Genomic DNA, 18,814 nt, shown 5'->3' on the forward strand with positions numbered 1-18,814 from the left:
AGATGTGTATAAGAGACAGTCATCGAAGAGATGAACGCCAAGGCGCTGCGCATTCGCATTCCCCTTGGCTGGCGTACCCGCAACCACCTGGGCAGCATGTATTTTGGCGCGCTGGCAACCGGTGCCGATCTGGTGGGCGGTCTGCTGGTAATGGAGAAGGGGCGGCAGCGGCGCAAGAAGGTGCACTTCGCCTTCAAGGATGTGCAGGGGGCGTTTTTGAAACGACCGGAGGGGGATGTGCAGTTCGACTGCGCGGCGGGGGAGGAGATCGACGCCATGATCGACGAGTCGCTGGCAAGCGGTCAGCGCATCAATCGCCCCATCGAGGTGGGGGCNNATAAGAGACAGCATCGAGGTGGTGGCCAGCTGTCCATCCTTGAGCGGGGGGGAGACGGTAGCCCGCTTTGTGCTGACCCTGTCAGTCAAGGCCAGCTAGCAGATTGCCAGAGAAGGGGCTGCCGAAATGGGGTTAGCCAAGCTCGGGGCTGATACCCTCTTTGACGACCACTTTCATGCCGTTGAAGTTGACGACTTGCTCGGCCACGATCTTGCAGCGCTTGCGAGTCTCTACCTGACCATCCACTTCGACTAACCCTTCTGCGACGAGCGCTTTGGCGGCGCCGCCACAATCGGCCCACCCTTGATGTTTAATCAGATCGCATAGGGCCACAAAGGGGTGGCCTTCGAGCAGAAATGTTTCCATGGCAAATCCTTAAGCTAAATAAGCGCTGAACACAGCTGGGCGGCCATTTTAGGCAGATCAGATAGGCAAGGAAAGGGGGGCGGCTAGATTCGCTTGCATGGGATAGACAATGTGCCCCTGCTGGGCCGAGGCATCGGCCATTTCATTTTGCATTGCGGGTGGCAGCGGATTAGGCTGTGCCGCTTGCAGCCGTGATAGAGAGCGAGATGACAGATGACAATAGGGGAAATGAGTGCGATCGGGGTGGGGTGGGATGTCAGGGGTTGGCAAGGCAGTGCGCAGGCGGTGGCTGTGGTGGGTTGGCAAGCGAACAGTGATGAGCTGCATTGGCTTGGGGTGTCTCCGCTGTTTCGGTTAAGTTCGCGAGTGGTGCCAGATTTGGCCGCACTGCTGCTGCCTGCACTCCACAGTGAGTCAAGCCTGATGCAGGTAACACGTTGTGCCAAGCTGGCGCTCGGTATTGATGCGCCGCTGGCGTTTCCCCGTGGTTTTTGCGAGCTGCTGGCTGGAAACGCGCAGCCCTGTGCTATTCCCGAGCGGGAGATAGATAACCGTTATGCTTACCGCGATTGTGAACGCTGGTTATACCAGCATTATGGCAAGAAGCCGCTGTCAGCGAGTTTCGATCGGCTTGGCAACAATGCCACCTTAGTGCTCTCTATGCTGCCACAGTTTGCTGATTTACAGCTGGTTCCCAAGCAGGTGCCACAAAGCGATAGAGCGGTATTGGAGGTTTATCCGGCGCTGGCCAAGGTCGCGGGCAAGGCGTCCGCAGTACGCCCTGAGCTGACGGCGTTGCTCCCTGAAGCCGTTGAGGTGGGCACTGATCGCTATGACGCGGCTATCTGCGCCCTGCTGGCGTTGCAATATGCGGCAGGAGGAGCGGTGTCGTGCTTACCGCCACTGGTGGCCCCTCCTGCGGGGATGGCGCGGGATGAAGGATGGATTTATCACTTCGCCCGCCAATAACGTCACCCGCTGCGCGATAACGTGGTTGCTGGTAGGTGCGGCGGGTCTTCTTGATCATGAGGGTGGCCCCATAAGTGGTGCGAGAGACGGCCACGTCTATCAGCGTTGATTTTTTGCTCTCATATGCCATCAAACTAGAGATGTGGAACACCACACGAGACCTGATGGGTTAAGTCACCTAATGGCGATAAACCAAGGTCCTGTATAGGGGCAGATGTGGTGTTAAATGGTGCTCATTTCCCCCTGTTCGACGGTATCTCGATTTTTTTCTGGTCAAATTGATGGATGAGAGGGGGCAAAAGTGGCGGGTTATATAGGTCATCCGATATATTGCGCCTTTTCCTGACTCTTGCTTGTGGTGTTGTCGATGAAACGGATCCTCTCTATCCAGTCTCATGTGGTGTTTGGTTGTGCTGGTAACAGTGCCGCTGTGTTTCCTATGCGTCGCCTTGGTATGGAGGTATGGCCCATTAACACGGTGCAATTTTCCAACCATACCCAGTACGCGGCTGGTTGGCAGGGAATGGCCATGCCGGCAGGCCATATCAGTGGCTTGATTAAGGGGTTGGCGGATATTGATGTGCTGGCCCAATGCGATGCGGTACTCAGTGGTTACCTTGGTTCAGCAGAACAAGGGGATGAGATCCTCGCCGTGGTAGCGGCAGTGAAAGCGGCCAACCCAAACGCTCTCTATTTTTGCGATCCCGTCATGGGCCATCCCGAGAAGGGGTGCATTGTTGCCCCCGGCGTGACCCGTTTTTTGACCGAACAGGCGCTGCCGGTTGCCGATATCATGGCGCCGAACTTGTTAGAGCTAGAAACTTTATGCGCTACTCAGTTACCAGATTTAGCTCATACCCGCGCGGCGGCCCATCAACTGCTGGCAAAGGGGGTCAGTATGGTGCTGGTGAAGCACCTTGGCCGCGCTGCGCAAGATGTAAGCCGCTTCGAGATGCTATTGGCAACCCCTCAAGGCGATTATCTGGTTGCTCGGCCGCTGTATGAGTTTGCCAAGCAGCCAGTCGGGGTAGGGGATTTGATCAGTGCCTTGATGCTGGCCAATCTGCAGGCGGGGCATGATCCGATTAGCGCGTTTGAGCGCACGAATGCGGCTGTGGACGCGGTATTACTGAAAACGTGGCAGGCGGGAGCTTATGAGTTACAACTGATCGCTGCTCAACAAGCATTTGCCGAGCCGATGATCGCGCATCGTGCGGTGCGATTAGCCTGAGTGGGCGCATCCTCACCCGCGTGTGGGGCCCCGATCACCCAGTGATCGCCGAGGTGGTGACGTTGGGAGCAGCGACATGCTGGTCCCGCGTGCTGAGATTTGGCTAGGTGATAGATGATAGATGATCAGAGTTGCTTGTAGAAAAAGAGGGTAGCTGCCAGCGAGCCATTGGCACTGCGAGCAAAATCAGGGATCTGACCTGCTTCGAGATAGCCTAAGTGGCGGTAAAGCGTCGACGCCACATCGCCTACTCGGGTATCGAGTACCAACAAGGTTCGCCCAGCATCACGAGCTCCTTGCTCCATGGTGGCCATGAGGGCGCGGCCAACCCCTTTGCCGCGGGCTTGACTGTGTACCATCAATTTTTCTACTTCTGCTCGATGGCGGCCATTGGCCTTGCCGCACAGTGCCAACTGCAGTGTGCCTACTAGCTGATGTTGTTCGAATGCTACCCATAAGCGACGGCTACCTGCCGCCAGTTCCGCCTCAATACCTTGCCAGTATTCGAGCGCCACGGCCTCTGCTAGGGGCGGTAAAAAGCCGACCGAGGCTCCACTGGCGACACAATCTTGCAGCAGGGTAATGAGGGCTGGTTTGATGCCCTGAGTGCTATCAACCTCAACGATATCCATCTCACGTCCTTCATCAAAGAGAGCGGGAATGCCAGTCTAAGCCGCGTGGCGCGATGCGCTGTAACCCCGTTGCCATCACAGCACATAGACACGGCCTAGCCTCGTCGTTTCAGCACATGATTTCAAGCACCTCGCCATGGGGAAGTGCGTTGGATCACGGTCGGGGGTGGGGCATCATCGATCGGCAACCAGCGCGGGGATCAGCGGATCAGTTGCTGCTCTGCCAGCCATGTAAACAGCAGGCGTGAAACAGGGGAAATTTCGGCAAGATGGCGACTATCTAGCCAGCGTAATTCGGCAATTTCGGCTGATGCGACGGGCACGCCATGGGTCTCGCCCGTATAGCAGCGTAGCCTGACATTCATCCCAGCCGGTTTACCATCGGCCTGTGCCATAAACTCACCAGTAAAACGTAAGGTCTCAGGTTGCAAGCTAACAGATAGTTCTTCAGCGATTTCACGGATCAGTGCCGCTTCGTCACTCTCGCCGACTTCACGTTTGCCGCCGGGAATATAATAGGTAGCGTTGCCGTGGGAGCGGGCACAAAGCAGCTGTTTATCTTTAAACGTCAGCCACGCAAGTTTATCGATCATGGGATTGCTCGTGTTGTGGGCTAAGGAGCGACCTTTATGAGGGCGGTGTTGTCCGTTGCGCTCTTGCCGTGGGAGAAACGGAGGGCATCCTGATTTCCGTGCTGTCGCGATAAGCATGCCAGCTAGGTGTAAAGTGGTAAGCCGCCAGTCTTATTTTACCTGATTGACGATCTTGATGAGCTGGTAGCGCATCGACGAGGCATCCGCTGGCACGTCGGTGAGCGGCTCTTTGGCGACCTCTAGCTGATAGTAATAACCGGGTTCGAAGTGAAACCCCTCTATGTGCTGATAAAAGAGGGACCAAGGTTGTTGCTCATCGGTTCGAACCTGCATGCACTGCATTGGGCTGACCCCAACACAATCAACCCATTGATTGTTGATATAGAGTGTTTCAACGTGGCGGGAAGGTGGCACTTGCTGACAAGCACTGAGTAGTATGGTGGCCCCGATCAGTGGCGTTTTCATGTTGTGTTCTCTGGCGTGGTGTCGACCTGATGTAATAAAAAGGCGGTCAGTGACCGCCTTGCGAAACATCAGGCACGTGACCTGTAATCAGCGTTGGTCCAGCGGGGTAAACTCGCGCTGTGGCAGACCGGTGTAAAGCTGACGTGGGCGACCAATCTTCTGATCAGGATCTGAGTGCATTTCGTTCCAGTGGGCAATCCAGCCGATGGTACGTGAAATCGCGAAGATCACCGTAAACATCGACATAGGGATGCCAATCGCCTTCATGATGATGCCGGAGTAGAAGTCCACGTTGGGATAGAGCTTCTTCTCAATGAAGTAGGGATCAGAGAGCGCGATACGTTCCAGTTCCATGGCAACGGCCAACAAAGGATCTTTAATCTGCAGCTCCTTGAGGACTTCATGGCATGTCTGACGCATGACCTGGGCACGGGGATCGTGGTTTTTATAGACTCGGTGACCAAAGCCCATCAAACGGAATGGATCATTTTTATCTTTTGCTTTAGCAATGAACTCAGGGATGCGCTCAACCGACCCAATCTCTTCGAGCATCTTGAGGCAGGCTTCATTCGCACCACCGTGGGCCGGTCCCCACAGGGAGGCGATACCTGCAGCGATACAGGCGAATGGATTGGCGCCAGAAGAACCAGCCAGACGAACGGTGGAGGTGGACGCGTTCTGCTCGTGATCAGCATGAAGAGTAAAGATGCGATCCATCGCCCGCTCGACAATCGGATTGACCTTGTACTCTTCAGTCGGTACACCAAACATCATGTGCAGGAAATTACCCGCATAGGAGAGGGCGTTACGTGGCTGCATGAAGGGTTGGCCGATGGAGTATTTGTAACACATGGCGGCCAAGGTCGGCATTTTCGAGAGCAGGCGGAATGCACAGATTTCGCGGTGCTCTTCGTTGTTGATGTCGAGCGCATCATGATAAAACGCGGAGAGTGCGCTCACGACGCCACACATGATGGCCATTGGGTGAGAATCCCGACGGAAACCACGGAAAAAGAAGGCAATTTGCTCATGCACCATGGTATGGCGGGTGACTAAGCGTTCAAATTCAGCATATTGCGCTTTGGTTGGTGCTTCGCCGTAGAGCAGGATGTAGCAGACTTCCAGATAGCTGGCTTGAGTCGCTAATTGAGCGATAGGATAACCGCGGTGCAGCAAGACACCTTGATCCCCATCAATGTAAGTAATGGCTGATTTGCAAGAACCGGTTGCCATAAATCCGGGGTCAAAGGTGAAGTATCCGTGAGTACCCAGCTTTCTGACATCGATAACATCTGGGCCTATGGTGCCTGATAGAATAGGTAGCTCTACCGGCGCTTTCCCAGGTAAGTGTAGGGTGGCTAATTTATCAGCCATAGCACGTCTCCTTTGCTCTTTATAATTTGATTCCAGCCTTACTCTATTACGACTTTTATGACGCTGGCAAAGGTTCTTAACCCCACCAAGGCGGCTGGCGCGCCCTATTTGAAACAGAGTTCCCTATCGATGTCAATTTTGCTCATAAGACATTAATTAATTGTTAAATGAAATATGGGATCTGGTTTGTGCTTTTGTATTTTCTTTGTAGCTATTTGATTGTCTTCGCTTAGGGCCGTCGATATACTCCGCGACGTGGGTCATGGCTGCTGGTGTTTGAAACACGTTGGAAAGGATTCGTGTAAAACAGCGTCATATTGAATTTTTGTTTTCAATGTCCATAACAAAAATCCAACAATCACCAACCTGTGCCTCACGAGTGAGTTAAAACAATAACTAACGTGCTCAATACGGAGCTGAGTGGGCAAAGCCGTGAAAAATAAACAGAGACCTGTAAACCTCGACCTGCAAACGATCAGCTTTCCTGTCACTGCCATCGCATCCATCTTGCACCGTGTATCAGGGGTCATCACCTTTGTTGCCGTGGGCATCTTGCTGTGGATGCTTGGTACTTCGCTTACCTCTCCCGACGGGTTTGAAACCGTGGTTGCCATCATGGACAACTTCTTGGTCAAATTTGTGCTGTGGGGCATCCTGACTGCGCTCGCTTACCACATCGTGGGCGGCTTGCGTCATTTAGTGATGGATATGGGTTATTGGGAAGAGCTGGAATCCGGTAATCAGAGTGCCCGTGTGGCCTTTGTGATCACCGCGATCCTGGCAGTATTGGCAGGAGTGCTTGTATGGTAACCAATTCTGCAACCTTCGGGCGCAGCGGTGTTCACGATTACATCCTGATCCGCGCAACCGCCCTCATCATGACGGCTTACGTCCTCTATCTAGTAGGCTTTATTGCCTTCAACGACCTCACTTACGAACTGTGGACTGGTTTTTTTGCAAAAACCTTCACCAAAGTATTCACCTTGTTGACCCTGCTCTGCGTATTGATCCATGCCTGGATCGGTTTGTGGCAGGTGCTGACTGACTATATCAAGCCGGTAGGACTGCGTGGCGCATTGCAGTTTGCCCTGGTTGTGGTGCTGTTTGTCTATCTGATGGCGGGTTTCGTCGTAGTGTGGGGTGTGTAAGGTGACTATTCCAATTCGTGAATTTGATGCAGTAGTGATTGGTGCCGGTGGTGCAGGTATGCGCGCTGCGCTGCAGATTGCTCAGTCCGGCAAGAGCTGTGCTCTGTTATCCAAGGTTTTTCCAACCCGTTCTCACACGGTGTCCGCCCAAGGCGGTATCACAGTTGCGCTGGGTAATGCCCACGATGACAACTGGCAGTGGCACATGTATGACACCGTCAAAGGCTCTGATTACATCGGCGATCAAGAAGCCATCGAGTACATGTGCAAGACGGGCCCCGAGGCTATCTACGAGCTGGAGAACATGGGCCTGCCCTTCTCCCGCTTTGAAAACGGTTCTGTCTACCAGCGTCCGTTTGGTGGCCAATCTAAGCATTTCGGTGGTGAGCAGGCTGCTCGTACCGCAGCGGCCGCCGACCGTACCGGTCACGCCCTGCTGCACACCCTTTACCAGCAGAACGTCAAGAACAAAACCACGGTCTTTTCCGAGTGGTATGCGCTGGATTTGGTGAAGAACCAGGACGGTCACATCGTTGGCTGTACCGCCATCGATATGGAAAGCGGCGAAGTGGTCTACTTCAAGGCCAAGGCTACCGTGCTGGCCACCGGCGGTGCCGGTCGTATCTACCAATCCACTACCAATGCTCATATCAACACCGGTGACGGTGTTGGCATGGCGTTGCGCGCTGGGGTAGGGGTACAGGACATGGAGTTCTGGCAGTTCCACCCGACCGGTATCGCCGGTGCCGGGGTGCTGGTGACCGAAGGTTGCCGTGGTGAAGGCGGCTATCTGCTCAATAAAGATGGCGAGCGCTTCATGGAGCGCTATGCTCCTAACGCCAAGGATCTGGCCGGTCGCGACGTGGTGGCCCGCTCCATCATGATCGAGATCCGCGAAGGGCGTGGTTGCGACGGTCCCTGGGGCCCGCACATCAAACTCAAGCTGGATCACCTTGGCAAAGAGGTGCTGGAATCTCGTCTGCCGGGCATCTGCGAACTCTCTCGCACCTTTGCCCACGTGGATCCGGTCAAAGAGCCGATCCCGATCATTCCAACCTGCCACTACATGATGGGTGGCGTGCCGACCAACGTGAATGGCCAGTGTCTGGCACAAGACAAAGATGGCAACGACGTGCCGGTGGTTGGCCTGTTTGCAGTGGGCGAAATCGCCTGTGTCTCCGTGCACGGTGCCAACCGTCTGGGCGGCAACTCCTTGCTGGATCTGGTGGTGTTCGGTCGTGCCGCCGGCATGCATCTGGTCAACACCTTAGGCGAGATGGAGCACGGCCGCGCCGCATCCGATTCTGACATCGACGCCGCGCTGGCGCGCTTCAACCGTTGGGAACATTGCCGTGATGGCGAAGATCCGGTGCAGATCCGCAAGGACCTGCAGCGCTGCATGCAGAACAACTTCTCGGTGTTCCGTGAAGGGGATGCGATGGCCGAAGGGTTGGCCGAGCTGAAACTCATTCGCGAACGCCTTAAGCATGCCCGTCTGGATGATACTTCCAAAGAGTTCAACACTCAGCGCATCGAGTGCCTAGAGCTGGACAACCTGATGGAGACGGCGTTTGCCACGGCGGTGGCTGCCAACTTCCGTACCGAGAGTCGTGGTGCTCACAGCCGCTTTGACTTCCCGGATCGCGACGATGAGAGCTGGTTGTGCCACAGCCTTTATCATCCGGACACTGAGTCCATGACTCGTCGCGCTGTCAACATGTCACCCAAGACCCGTGAGGCGTTCCCGCCCAAGGTCCGGACTTACTGATTGCGGAGCCAGCCCTATGAACGTCACATTCTCTGTCTACAGATACAACCCAGACGTTGATAACGTCCCTTATATGAAAGACTATCGTCTTGATATTCCTGAAGGTTCCGACATGATGGTGCTCGACGCACTGATCCAGTTGAAAGAACTGGATCCCACGCTCGCCTTTCGCCGCTCTTGCCGCGAAGGGGTCTGTGGATCGGACGGTCTCAACATGAATGGCAAGAACGGTCTTGCCTGTATCACCCCGCTCTCCGATCTGCTGAAGAAGGGCAATAACGTCGTTATCCGTCCCTTGCCTGGCCTGCCGGTGATCCGCGATTTGGTGATCGACATGACCCAGTTTTACACCCAGTGGGAGAAGGTCAAACCCTTCCTCATCAACGAAGAGAAGTTGCCGCCGGTGCGTGAGCACCTGCAATCCCCCGAAGAGCGCGCCAAGCTTGACGGCCTGTACGAGTGCATTCTCTGTGCCTGCTGTTCCACTTCGTGCCCCTCCTTCTGGTGGAATCCTGACAAGTTCATCGGCCCAGCTGGCTTGCTTGCCGCTTATCGCTGGCTGGCTGATAGCCGCGATACCGCGACTACCGAACGTCTTGGGGGTCTGGATGATGCGTTCAGTGTGTTCCGTTGTCACGGTATCATGAACTGTGTCAATGTCTGTCCGAAAGGATTGAACCCGACCAAAGCGATTGGCCAGATCAAATCGATGTTGCTCAATCGGGCTGTTTAGTATCAGGGCCGGCCCCACGCTGGCCCGACCATCTGGATGGCCACTCTGTCTGTGACCGAGGGTGGCTGTTTAAACCCTACAAGCTGCAAAGCAGCAACAAGAAGTACAAGGGATAGACATGCATAACGGCGTGATGAAGGCCTGGTTGGAGTCATCTCACCTGGCTGGTGCGAATGCAAGCTATATAGAGGATTTGTACGAATCCTTCTTGGAAAATCCTGATTCCGTATCCGATGAGTGGCGTAGCCTGTTTAGCGAGTTACCCCAAGTCAATAGTCATGCGGTTGAACAACCCCACTCCCAGGTCCGTGATTATTTCCGTCGCCTGGCCAAGGATCCCTCTCGCTACAGTGCTCCCGTCTCTGATCCCCAAGTGGATGCCAAGCAGGTTCGGGTGCTACAGCTGATCAACGCCTTCCGTTTCCGTGGTCACCAGAATGCCAATCTGGATCCGCTGGGCCTGTGGCAGCGTGAAACCGTTGCTGAACTGGATCCCGCGTTTCACAACCTGCAAGGTGCAGATATGGAGGCCACCTTTAATGTGGGCTCCTACGCCATCGGTCGCGAGACCATGGTGCTCTCTGATCTCTATGCCTCGCTGAAAAAGACCTACTGTAGTTCCATCGGTGCCGACTACATGCACCTCACCTCCACCGAAGAGAAACGTTGGCTGCAACAGCGTCTTGAATCCATTGAAGGGAAGGGAAGCTACAGCCTCGAAGAGAAGACACGTTTCCTCGAGAGCCTGACTGCCGCCGAAGGGCTGGAAAAATATCTGGGTGCTAAATTCCCGGGGGCTAAGCGCTTCTCGCTGGAAGGGGGCGACGCCATGATCCCCATGCTCAAAGAGCTGATCCGTCGCGCTGGTGAGCAGGGCTGCAAAGAAGCCGTGATCGGCATGGCCCACCGTGGTCGCCTCAACGTACTGATTAATGTATTGGGTAAGCGGACTCAGGAGCTGTTCGATGAGTTTGCTGGCAAGTATGGCGACTCCTGGGGAACGGGTGATGTGAAGTACCATATGGGCTTCTCGTCTGACTTCGCGACCCCAGGTGGCAACGTGCACTTGGCGCTGGCGTTCAACCCGTCTCACCTTGAAATCGTCAACCCAGTGGTCATTGGTTCGGTTAGGGCTCGTATGGATCGTCGCGGTGATAAGGATGGCAGTACAGTCCTACCGATTACCATCCACGGTGACTCGGCGATGGCCGGCCAAGGTGTGGTGGCCGAGACCTTCAACATGTCCCAGACCAGAGCCTATGGCGTGGGCGGGACGGTGCGAATCGTCATCAACAACCAAGTGGGTTTTACCACTTCCTACAGCCGAGATCTCCGCTCCACCGAATATTGTACCGACATTGCCAAGGCGGTGCAGGCGCCGGTGCTGCATGTCAATGGTGATGATCCGGAAGCCGTGGTGCTGGTAACCCAGATTGCACTAGATTATCGCAACACCTTCAAACGTGATGTGGTGATCGAGCTGGTTTGCTACCGTCGTCATGGCCACAACGAGGCCGACGAGCCGAGTGCAACCCAACCGTTGATGTATCAGAAGATCAAACAGCACCCCACCCCGCGTAAGATCTATGCCGATCAATTGGTTGCGGAAGGGTGTGTTAGCCAAGAGTTGGCTACGACCCTAGTCAACGAATATCGCGAAACCTTGGATCGTGGTGAGCGGGTGAGCAAAGAGTGGCGACCGATGGAGCTACATTCCGTCGACTGGACACCCTATCTGGGTCACGACTGGGCAATGGACTATGACAGTATCGTGCCGATGGATTACCTCAAAGCCCTTGGCGAACGAGTAAGCCAATACCCAGCCACTCATGTGCTGCAACGTCAGGTCGAGAAGATTTACGAAGATAGACGCCTGATGGCAGCGGGCGAGAAGCTGCTGGATTGGGGCTTTGCCGAGACCCTAGCCTACGCCACTCTGGTGGACAAGGGTTCCCGCATCCGCTTCACCGGTGAAGACTCCGGCCGTGGTACTTTCTTCCACCGCCATGCTGTGCTGCACAGCCAGACTGATGCCAGCACCTATACGCCGCTGTGCAATCTGCACGATGAACAGGGGCCGTTCGAGATCTATGATTCGGTACTGACTGAAAACGCAGTATTGGCCTTTGAATATGGCTATGCCAGCGCTGAACCAGCCGGTCTCACCATCTGGGAGGCTCAGTTTGGTGACTTTGCCAACTGTGCCCAAGTGGTGGTGGATCAGTTCCTCTCCTCCGGTGAGCAAAAATGGGGACGGATGTGTGGTTTAACCATGCTGTTGCCGCACGGCTATGAGGGGCAAGGGCCGGAACACTCCTCTGCTCGCCTTGAGCGTTATCTGCAGATGTGTGCCCAGCAGAATATGCAGGTGTGTGTGCCTTCGACCCCAGCTCAGGTATTCCACATGCTGCGCCGTCAGGTGGTACGCCCGATGCGCCGTCCGCTCATCGTGATGACGCCAAAATCCCTGCTGCGCCACCCGTTGGCGGTGAGCAAGCTCGAAGATCTAGCGGAAGGTACCTTCCTGAACGCCATCGGTGAGATAGACTCGCTGGACCCAAGCGCAGTTAAGCGCGTGGTGTTCTGCTCCGGTAAGGTCTATTACGACCTGCTCGACGCACGTCGCAAGGCCGAGCAGCAGGATGTAGCTCTGATTCGTATCGAGCAGCTCTATCCCTTCCCAGAAGAAGAAGTACGCGCCATTTTGGCTGATTACGCTCACGTCACCGACTTTGTTTGGTGTCAGGAAGAGCCGCAGAACCAGGGGGCTTGGTACAGTACTCGTCATCACTATGATGGCGTGTTACCGATGGGAGCTACCTTACGCTATGCCGGTCGTCCGGCTTCCGCCTCGCCTGCGGTCGGCTATATGTCGGTCCACGCCAAGCAGCAAAAAGCGTTGGTGGAAGATGCCCTTACTTTGGCCTAAGCCCTGAACAAGACGTTACAAGGAACTGATTGGATGACTATCGAAATCAAGGTACCGGATTTGCCGGAATCAGTGGCCGACGCCACTATCGCTACTTGGCACAAAAAGCCGGGTGACTTGGTCGCCCGTGATGAAGTCTTGGTCGACATCGAGACAGATAAGGTGGTGCTGGAAGTCCCAGCTCCACAAGCTGGGATACTGGGAGAGATCCTTCAAGCAGAGGGCGCCACAGTACTATCTCGCCAGCTCATCGCTATGCTCAAGCCCGCCGCGGTTGCCGGTGAAGAGACCAAGGAAAAACCACAAGAGGTGGTGACAGAGGAAGGGGATGATACCCTGACCCCTTCTGTGCGTCGTCTGGTGGCAGAACATGACATCGATGTCACTAACGTGAAGGGAACTGGCCGTGGTGGCCGTGTCACCAAGGAGGACGTAGAGGCACATGTTCGTGCGTCGAGTCAGCCGACTGCGGCGGTGCCTGTAGCCGCTGGGCCTGTGGTGGCGCTGGCTGGTCGTAGCGAGAAACGGGTGCCCATGACTCGGCTGCGCAAGCGCATTGCTGAGCGTCTACTGGAAGCAAAAAACACCACCGCCATGCTGACGACGTTCAATGAAATCAATATGAAGCCCATCATGACGCTGCGTAAGCAGTACGGCGAGATATTTGAGAAAAAGCACGGCATCAAACTTGGCTTCATGTCTTTTTATGTCAAGGCAGTGGTGGAGTCCTTAAAGCGCTATCCAGAGGTGAATGCCGCGTTGGATGGTGATGACATCGTTTACCACAACTACTTCGATGTCAGCATTGCCGTCTCCACCCCGCGTGGATTGGTGACCCCGGTGCTGCGCGACTGTGACAACATGAGCTTGGCTGACATCGAGAAGGCCATCAAGGATCTGGCCGGCAAGGGCCGCGATGGCAAGTTGACCGTGGATGAACTGACTGGCGGTAACTTCACCATCACCAACGGTGGTGTGTTTGGCTCCCTGATGTCCACCCCGATCATCAACCCGCCCCAGAGCGCCATTTTGGGCATGCACAAGATCCAGGACCGTCCGATGGCCGTTGACGGTAAGGTTGAGATCCTGCCGATGATGTATCTGGCACTCTCTTATGATCACCGGATCATTGATGGGCGTGAGTCAGTGGGTTTCTTAGTCTCCGTGAAGGAGCTATTGGAAGATCCGACCCGCTTACTGCTGGACGTCTAAGCAATCTACATCGGTCACCGCACGACGAATGCCGAGCTAATCGGTATGAATGTGGTGAGATGGCAGCCTCGCGCTTGAATGAAGTAAAGAGACTAAGGGGTCCTTGAGACCCCTTTTTACAGGGGTGTTGCTGAAAAGGCCCCGTACGGAAACAACTACAACACGGATAGAGCATCTATGAATCTGCATGAATATCAGGCAAAACAGCTGTTTGCCGAGTATGGCCTGCCGGTCTCCGAAGGTTATGCCTGTGCAACGCCGCAGGAAGCGGCCGAAGCGGCCGACAAGATTGGCGGCAATACTTGGGTGGTTAAATGTCAAGTACACGCCGGTGGGCGTGGCAAAGCCGGTGGCGTTAAGCTGGCGAAAAGCAAAGATGAGATCCGCGCCTTTGCCCAGAACTGGCTTGGCAAGAACCTAGTGACGTATCAGACGGATGCCAACGGCCAGCCGGTGACCAAAATTTTGGTGGAGTCTTGCACCGACATCGCCAAGGAGCTCTACCTAGGCGCCGTGGTCGACCGGGGTTCGCGCCGTGTTGTCTTCATGGCGTCCACCGAAGGTGGCGTAGACATTGAAAAGATCGCTCATGAAACCCCTGAGCTGATCCACAAAGCCGCCATCGATCCGTTGGTGGGGCCGCAAGCATACCAAGCCCGTGAACTGGCCTTCAAACTGGGTCTGGTTGGCGATCAAATCAAGCAGTTCACCAAGATCTTCCTGGGGTTGGGTCAGATGTTCCTCGACTGCGATTTCGCGCTGCTGGAAATCAACCCGCTGGTGATCACCGCCCAAGGCAACCTGCATTGCCTCGATGGTAAGATCAACATCGATGCCAACGCCCTCTATCGTCAGCCTAAGCTGCGCCAGATGCACGACCCGTCACAGGACGATGCCCGCGAAGCGCATGCCGCTCAGTGGGAGCTGAACTATGTGGCCCTCGATGGCAACATCGGCTGCATGGTCAACGGCGCTGGCTTGGCCATGGGGACCATGGATATTGTCAACTTGCACGGTGGCTCACCTGCTAACTTCCTCGACGTTGGTGGTGGCGCGACCAAGGAGCGTGTGACCGAAGCCTTCAAGATTATCCTCTCTGACACCAAGGTACAGGCGGTTCTGGTTAATATCTTCGGTGGTATTGTGCGTTGCGACATGATTGCGGAAGGCATCATTGGTGCAGTGAAAGAGGTGGGGGTGAAGGTGCCCGTGGTGGTGCGTCTGGAAGGCAATAATGCTGAACTAGGTGCCCGTAAACTGGCCGACAGCGGCCTCAATATTATCGCCGCAACGAGCCTGACTGACGCAGCTCAGCAAGTGGTAAAAGCCGCGGAGGCCAAATAATGAGCGTTTTGATCAACAAAGAGACCAAGGTGATCTGTCAGGGTTTTACCGGCGGTCAGGGTACTTTCCACTCCGAACAGGCCATCGCCTACGGCACCCAGATGGTTGGCGGTGTGTCGCCAGGCAAGGGTGGCACCACCCATCTGGGCCTGCCGGTGTTCAACACCGTCCGTGACGCCGTCGACGCGACTGGTGCTACTGCCTCCGTCATCTATGTGCCTGCCCCGTTCTGTAAGGATGCCATTCTCGAAGCCATCGATGCTGGCATCAAACTTATCGTCACCATCACCGAAGGTATTCCGACCCTGGATATGCTGCAGGTTAAGGTGAAACTGCAAGAGACCGGCGTCCGAATGATCGGCCCCAACTGCCCAGGGGTGATCACCCCGGGTGAGTGCAAGATCGGCATCATGCCGGGCCACATTCACAAGCCGGGCAAGGTGGGTATCGTTTCCCGCTCTGGCACCTTAACCTATGAAGCGGTCAAACAGACCACCGACGAGGGCTTCGGCCAGTCCACCTGCGTCGGTATCGGTGGCGACCCCATCCCGGGTTCCAACTTTATCGACATTCTGGAGATGTTCCAGAATGACCCGCAGACCGAAGCGATCGTGATGATCGGCGAGATCGGTGGTAACGCCGAGGAAGACGCGGCGGCCTACATCAAGACCCACGTCACCAAGCCGGTCGTCTCCTATATCGCGGGTGTCACAGCCCCTCCTGGCAAGCGGATGGGCCACGCTGGTGCCATCATCTCTGGTGGTAAGGGGACTGCTGCCGAGAAGTTTGCCGCGCTTGAGGATGCTGGCGTGAAAACTGTCCGCTCTTTGGCTGATATTGGCAAGGCTCTGCGCGAAATCACGGGTTGGTAATTGCTGCTGGCCCATTATCCATGGGCCAGATGAAGTGAGTCCCTTTTACTGGTTTTATTTAGTGGGGGGGATATAAGACGGCCTGAGTTCAGGCCGTTTTTCTATATTAAGCGGATTGATCCACTATTTGCTTGCAACTGACATGAAAGTGAACGTTTTAATCGGTTATTTTCAGTTTTTCAGTTTTTCAGTTTTCGAGTTAATTAAATAACCAAAAATAATAATCAGCAATAAAATCAATATCCCTTGTAATAGGGCATAGAAAAACATTCTTTTTACCGCTTGATACGAAGTGTCATTATCTACCACTATCCCATAATACCAATCTGAGTTAGGTACCTGCTTTAAATCAAAAGCACTCGACTTATTATTTATCATTATTTCTGAAATGGTACCATCATCAACAATGTGTTTTATTTTCTCTGGGGTAAGCTCAGGAGAGATAACTGTTACTGATTTCAGAATAAGAGAGGTATCCGGATGAGCAATAATATTTCCTTTGCTATCTACTAAAATGGAATATGCATCGTCAGACATCAAATCAAATATATCACGAATCATGACATCAATGAGTATGTCACCGATAATTACCCCCTTGGTATTACTGCGTTGAAAAGGCTCTGCAATGGTGATGGTCGGTTTGCCTGTCGATGCATCTATATAGGGAGTACTAATGATTAATCCGCCATCATTTTTTGCAGCTTTAAACCAAGGGCGTTGACTTGCAGGTAAAGTATTTGCCTCACTACCGATGATTTTTCCACTGTCAGTTGCAACATAAATTGAACTAAATCCACCTGCTTGTAAAGATTGAGTTAGATAGGGGATGGAGGAATCATCTAAATTAAATGCCGCTTTTGTTGATCTGATAACCTGAGCTTTATTATCAAGCCAGCGAGATATTTTTTGGGCGTTAGCAATAGAGGTTTGGTCGATATAGGTCCAAATCAATCGTTGTGTTTCGATGCGTATTTGGACGATGGTATATAAGTTCTGCAAGCTAGTGACAATCAAGATAATAATGCCAAATATGAAGGTTGTTTTATTTCTAGTTATTACATTTATCATCATAATATTCCAGTCTACACAATTTTATTGTGTGAAAATATTTTATCATCACAGTTATATCGGCAAGATGGCCTAAAGCTGTACTCAAATTAGTATCCTCTGCCGTCATAATGTGAGGCGGCTCTAATTTAACCTTTTTATCATTAAAGCGTAAAAGGACTGCCCATAAGCAAATCTACTAATTAAATGTACAGTATCAGTTCACTTTTTTGCATCACATTCGCAAGCTGGGTATATCTGTGCAACATATTGCCCTGTCGGGGTCATAATTCTTATGAGTCTGATCGCTGTTGGTTAGTTATGGCGGAGGTTAATTTAAAAACACTTCCATTAATAATGGGTCGGTTAATCAGTATATTTCAGTTGTTTGTGCTGATAGCAATCATAGCGACGCATAGTTTTAATGAGCTAGCAAATTGAAGAGGTAATCAGATTCATTACGAAATTACTACATGACGACCAATAGGAGTGCAAGTTAACAATCCAGAATGAATCTAATAAATAAACCATGCCATAGACTATGTACCCTAAAAATTGCAAAGTCCATTGTCACAATCCAACTATGGATTGGATATTAAGAGGACATTAAATTTCCTGATGTACTGCAGAAACATGAGTCTGATTAGCGGTCATAGAAAAACTTAAGGCAGACAGCAAATGAATGGGAAGCATCGGGTTTGTAAAGCTGTTGTAGCAGGATGCCGTCATCATGTGCTGTTTTTGCTAATGGGCCATGACATCAGCAGATATCAACTCGCATGAGGGGAGAGGGAGGATTATCCACAAAGTAGTGCCAGATATGATCGTAGAGTGCCTTTTGGCCGGGGAAGCTGACCAGTGCTTTGGCCTCGGCTAGTGAGCACCAGCGGTATTCGGTGTGTTCATCATTGAGGGTAATGGTCTGATTGGGTGGACAATAGACCACAAAAACTGGCACCACCATGATCCTGTTCAGTGCCGCCTCGTAAAATTGTTCCAAATAGAGGCCATTGTAGAGCTCGTTGACCGTGATCCCCGTCTCTTCGCTAACTTCACGGATAATGGTCTGCCAGCCCGTTTCCCCTTCCTCTATCGTGCCTGCCACGTGGCACCAAAAACCCCCTTTTACACGTTTCATCACCAGCAGTTTAGTCTCGCCATCCATGGTAGAGAGCGCAACGCCAGAGACAGCATGACAGCTAATGGGGATCATGGGGGAAGCTCCAAAATGGCAACGATAGACCCCATTATTTGGCTGGCGGTGGCAGAGGGCAAGTGATTTTCCTGTCGGTGCTGGGCTGTGCCGATTTGTGTTGGCCAAATGCAACAGAGGTGGGAGCGGTCAGTCAGCCCCCCATCACTTTTGCCATCTGGATCGCCTCAATCAGCGCAGAACGGTTGATCCGAGGGCGTTCGCCATCGAGCAGTTGCTGCCAAAGGACGATGGCCTGAGAGTAGCGACCATGCAGGAAGTGATCGGCGGCGAGCAGCATCAGGGCGCTCACTTCCCCCGCGTCCTGCTTGAGGGCGCTCTCCAGCAGGCGGGTTGCCTCGGGAGTCAGCTGTTGGCCCGCCTGATAGTAGCGCACGGTGGCTTGGGCGGCCTGGGTCGCCGCGCTGGCGCCCCCCTCCAGCAGAGCAAGACGCTGATAGGCGAGCAGGGCGTTGTCGTACTCGTTCCGATAGAGATAGAGCTGGCCGAGCGCCGCCCAGCTGTCGAGATCGGCGGGGTTGGCTTGCAGGCGCTGGTGCAGGGCGCCCAGCTCCTTGTCCTGCAGATCCCGCGGGCTCAAC

General features: G+C 53.8%; 18 protein-coding genes and 2 pseudogenes. 12 read left to right on the forward strand and 8 right to left on the reverse strand.

Going from position 1 to position 18,814, the window contains the following annotated elements; translation table 11 throughout:
* Nucleotides 1-18: 18 nt before the first annotated feature.
* Together CUC53_RS01555 and CUC53_RS19125 are read left to right on the forward strand one after the other, a co-directional pair.
* Nucleotides 19-335 (forward strand): annotated as a pseudogene (locus CUC53_RS01555) (DUF4442 domain-containing protein); the annotation flags it as partial.
* Nucleotides 336-337: 2 nt separating this feature from the next.
* Nucleotides 338-436 (forward strand): annotated as a pseudogene (locus CUC53_RS19125) (DUF4442 domain-containing protein); the annotation flags it as partial.
* 33 nt (nt 437-469) lie between these two features.
* Here the strand turns inward: CUC53_RS19125 and ybcJ are convergent.
* Nucleotides 470-703 carry a ribosome-associated protein YbcJ gene (gene ybcJ, locus CUC53_RS01560; protein WP_100292536.1) on the reverse strand — a complete coding sequence of 78 codons (234 nt, stop codon included), beginning with the start codon at nt 701-703 and terminating at the stop codon, nt 470-472.
* Between the two features lie 213 nt (nt 704-916).
* On the opposite strand from ybcJ, the gene CUC53_RS01565 reads away from it, so the two are divergent.
* The gene (locus CUC53_RS01565; protein WP_100292537.1) at nt 917-1,672 is read left to right on the forward strand and encodes a DUF429 domain-containing protein; all 756 of its coding nucleotides are present in this window, start codon (nt 917-919) and stop codon (nt 1,670-1,672) included.
* 367 nt (nt 1,673-2,039) lie between these two features.
* Nucleotides 2,040-2,903 (forward strand): pyridoxal kinase PdxY, encoded by an 864-nt coding sequence (pdxY, locus tag CUC53_RS01570; protein WP_100292538.1) that lies wholly within the window; start codon nt 2,040-2,042, stop codon nt 2,901-2,903.
* A gap of 125 nt (nt 2,904-3,028) precedes the next feature.
* Here the strand turns inward: pdxY and CUC53_RS01575 are convergent, their stop codons facing one another.
* From CUC53_RS01575 to CUC53_RS01590, 4 genes are all read right to left on the reverse strand, one after another.
* Entirely contained in the window at nt 3,029-3,535 is a 507-nt protein-coding gene (locus CUC53_RS01575) for a GNAT family N-acetyltransferase (RefSeq protein ID WP_100292539.1), read from the reverse strand.
* A 200-nt stretch (nt 3,536-3,735) separates the two neighbouring features.
* The gene (locus CUC53_RS01580) at nt 3,736-4,128 is read right to left on the reverse strand and encodes an NUDIX hydrolase (RefSeq protein WP_100292540.1); all 393 of its coding nucleotides are present in this window, start codon (nt 4,126-4,128) and stop codon (nt 3,736-3,738) included.
* A 150-nt stretch (nt 4,129-4,278) separates the two neighbouring features.
* Nucleotides 4,279-4,593, reverse strand: a complete 315-nt coding sequence (locus CUC53_RS01585) for a DUF4377 domain-containing protein (protein ID WP_100292541.1) — start codon at nt 4,591-4,593, stop codon at nt 4,279-4,281.
* An 87-nt stretch (nt 4,594-4,680) separates the two neighbouring features.
* Nucleotides 4,681-5,967: a citrate synthase gene (locus tag CUC53_RS01590; protein WP_100292542.1), complete on the reverse strand. Its 1,287-nt coding sequence runs from the start codon at nt 5,965-5,967 to the stop codon at nt 4,681-4,683.
* 420 nt (nt 5,968-6,387) lie between these two features.
* Here CUC53_RS01590 and sdhC point away from each other — a divergent pair, with 420 nt between their 5' ends.
* From sdhC to sucD, 8 genes are all read left to right on the forward strand, one after another.
* On the forward strand, nt 6,388-6,777 hold the full coding sequence (gene sdhC / locus CUC53_RS01595) for a succinate dehydrogenase cytochrome b556 subunit (RefSeq protein ID WP_100292543.1): 390 nt from the start codon (nt 6,388-6,390) through the stop codon (nt 6,775-6,777).
* Nucleotides 6,771-7,115 carry a succinate dehydrogenase, hydrophobic membrane anchor protein gene (gene sdhD / locus CUC53_RS01600; protein WP_100292544.1) on the forward strand — a complete coding sequence of 115 codons (345 nt, stop codon included), beginning with the start codon at nt 6,771-6,773 and terminating at the stop codon, nt 7,113-7,115. The genes sdhC and sdhD overlap by 7 nt, the downstream gene beginning before the upstream one ends.
* A 1-nt stretch (nt 7,116) precedes the next feature.
* The gene (sdhA, locus tag CUC53_RS01605; RefSeq protein ID WP_100292545.1) at nt 7,117-8,883 is read left to right on the forward strand and encodes a succinate dehydrogenase flavoprotein subunit; all 1,767 of its coding nucleotides are present in this window, start codon (nt 7,117-7,119) and stop codon (nt 8,881-8,883) included.
* 16 nt (nt 8,884-8,899) lie between these two features.
* Nucleotides 8,900-9,616, forward strand: coding sequence for a succinate dehydrogenase iron-sulfur subunit (locus CUC53_RS01610; protein ID WP_100292546.1), 717 nt, complete (start codon nt 8,900-8,902; stop codon nt 9,614-9,616).
* Nucleotides 9,617-9,734: 118 nt separating this feature from the next.
* Entirely contained in the window at nt 9,735-12,545 is a 2,811-nt protein-coding gene (gene sucA / locus CUC53_RS01615) for a 2-oxoglutarate dehydrogenase E1 component (RefSeq protein WP_100292547.1), read from the forward strand.
* Between the two features lie 33 nt (nt 12,546-12,578).
* Nucleotides 12,579-13,757, forward strand: a complete 1,179-nt coding sequence (gene odhB, locus CUC53_RS01620; protein WP_100292548.1) for a 2-oxoglutarate dehydrogenase complex dihydrolipoyllysine-residue succinyltransferase — start codon at nt 12,579-12,581, stop codon at nt 13,755-13,757.
* 177 nt (nt 13,758-13,934) lie between these two features.
* Complete coding sequence (gene sucC / locus CUC53_RS01625; protein ID WP_100292549.1) at nt 13,935-15,101, forward strand: ADP-forming succinate--CoA ligase subunit beta; 1,167 nt, start codon at nt 13,935-13,937, stop codon at nt 15,099-15,101.
* The gene (gene sucD, locus CUC53_RS01630) at nt 15,101-15,973 is read left to right on the forward strand and encodes a succinate--CoA ligase subunit alpha (RefSeq protein WP_100292550.1); all 873 of its coding nucleotides are present in this window, start codon (nt 15,101-15,103) and stop codon (nt 15,971-15,973) included. Before sucC ends, sucD begins: the two co-directional genes overlap by 1 nt.
* A 171-nt stretch (nt 15,974-16,144) precedes the next feature.
* Here sucD and CUC53_RS01635 read toward each other — a convergent pair whose 3' ends face one another.
* From CUC53_RS01635 to CUC53_RS01645, 3 genes are all read right to left on the reverse strand, one after another.
* Nucleotides 16,145-17,044 carry a cache domain-containing protein gene (locus CUC53_RS01635; RefSeq protein WP_100292551.1) on the reverse strand — a complete coding sequence of 300 codons (900 nt, stop codon included), beginning with the start codon at nt 17,042-17,044 and terminating at the stop codon, nt 16,145-16,147.
* A gap of 736 nt (nt 17,045-17,780) precedes the next feature.
* Nucleotides 17,781-18,233: an NUDIX hydrolase gene (locus tag CUC53_RS01640; RefSeq protein WP_100292552.1), complete on the reverse strand. Its 453-nt coding sequence runs from the start codon at nt 18,231-18,233 to the stop codon at nt 17,781-17,783.
* Between the two features lie 133 nt (nt 18,234-18,366).
* A partial coding sequence (locus CUC53_RS01645; protein WP_420808036.1) for a TPR domain-containing protein occupies nt 18,367-18,814 on the reverse strand: 448 nt, incomplete at its 5' end.

This window comes from Aeromonas cavernicola, assembly GCF_002795305.1.
Classification (GTDB): Bacteria; Pseudomonadota; Gammaproteobacteria; order Enterobacterales; family Aeromonadaceae; genus Aeromonas; species Aeromonas cavernicola.

Coding starts and splice junctions, on each gene's coding strand:
- CUC53_RS01610 (WP_100292546.1), top strand. CDS start 8,900: ATGAACGTCACATTCTCTGTCTACAGATACAACCCAGACGTTGATAAC.
- sucD (WP_100292550.1), top strand. CDS start 15,101: ATGAGCGTTTTGATCAACAAAGAGACCAAGGTGATCTGTCAGGGTTTT.
- sdhD (WP_100292544.1), top strand. CDS start 6,771: ATGGTAACCAATTCTGCAACCTTCGGGCGCAGCGGTGTTCACGATTAC.
- CUC53_RS01565 (WP_100292537.1), top strand. CDS start 917: ATGACAATAGGGGAAATGAGTGCGATCGGGGTGGGGTGGGATGTCAGG.
- sucA (WP_100292547.1), top strand. CDS start 9,735: ATGCATAACGGCGTGATGAAGGCCTGGTTGGAGTCATCTCACCTGGCT.
- sucC (WP_100292549.1), top strand. CDS start 13,935: ATGAATCTGCATGAATATCAGGCAAAACAGCTGTTTGCCGAGTATGGC.
- CUC53_RS01580 (WP_100292540.1), bottom strand. CDS start 4,128: ATGATCGATAAACTTGCGTGGCTGACGTTTAAAGATAAACAGCTGCTT.
- CUC53_RS01640 (WP_100292552.1), bottom strand. CDS start 18,233: ATGATCCCCATTAGCTGTCATGCTGTCTCTGGCGTTGCGCTCTCTACC.
- CUC53_RS01590 (WP_100292542.1), bottom strand. CDS start 5,967: ATGGCTGATAAATTAGCCACCCTACACTTACCTGGGAAAGCGCCGGTA.
- ybcJ (WP_100292536.1), bottom strand. CDS start 703: ATGGAAACATTTCTGCTCGAAGGCCACCCCTTTGTGGCCCTATGCGAT.
- odhB (WP_100292548.1), top strand. CDS start 12,579: ATGACTATCGAAATCAAGGTACCGGATTTGCCGGAATCAGTGGCCGAC.
- CUC53_RS01635 (WP_100292551.1), bottom strand. CDS start 17,044: ATGATGATAAATGTAATAACTAGAAATAAAACAACCTTCATATTTGGC.
- pdxY (WP_100292538.1), top strand. CDS start 2,040: ATGAAACGGATCCTCTCTATCCAGTCTCATGTGGTGTTTGGTTGTGCT.
- CUC53_RS01585 (WP_100292541.1), bottom strand. CDS start 4,593: ATGAAAACGCCACTGATCGGGGCCACCATACTACTCAGTGCTTGTCAG.
- CUC53_RS01575 (WP_100292539.1), bottom strand. CDS start 3,535: ATGGATATCGTTGAGGTTGATAGCACTCAGGGCATCAAACCAGCCCTC.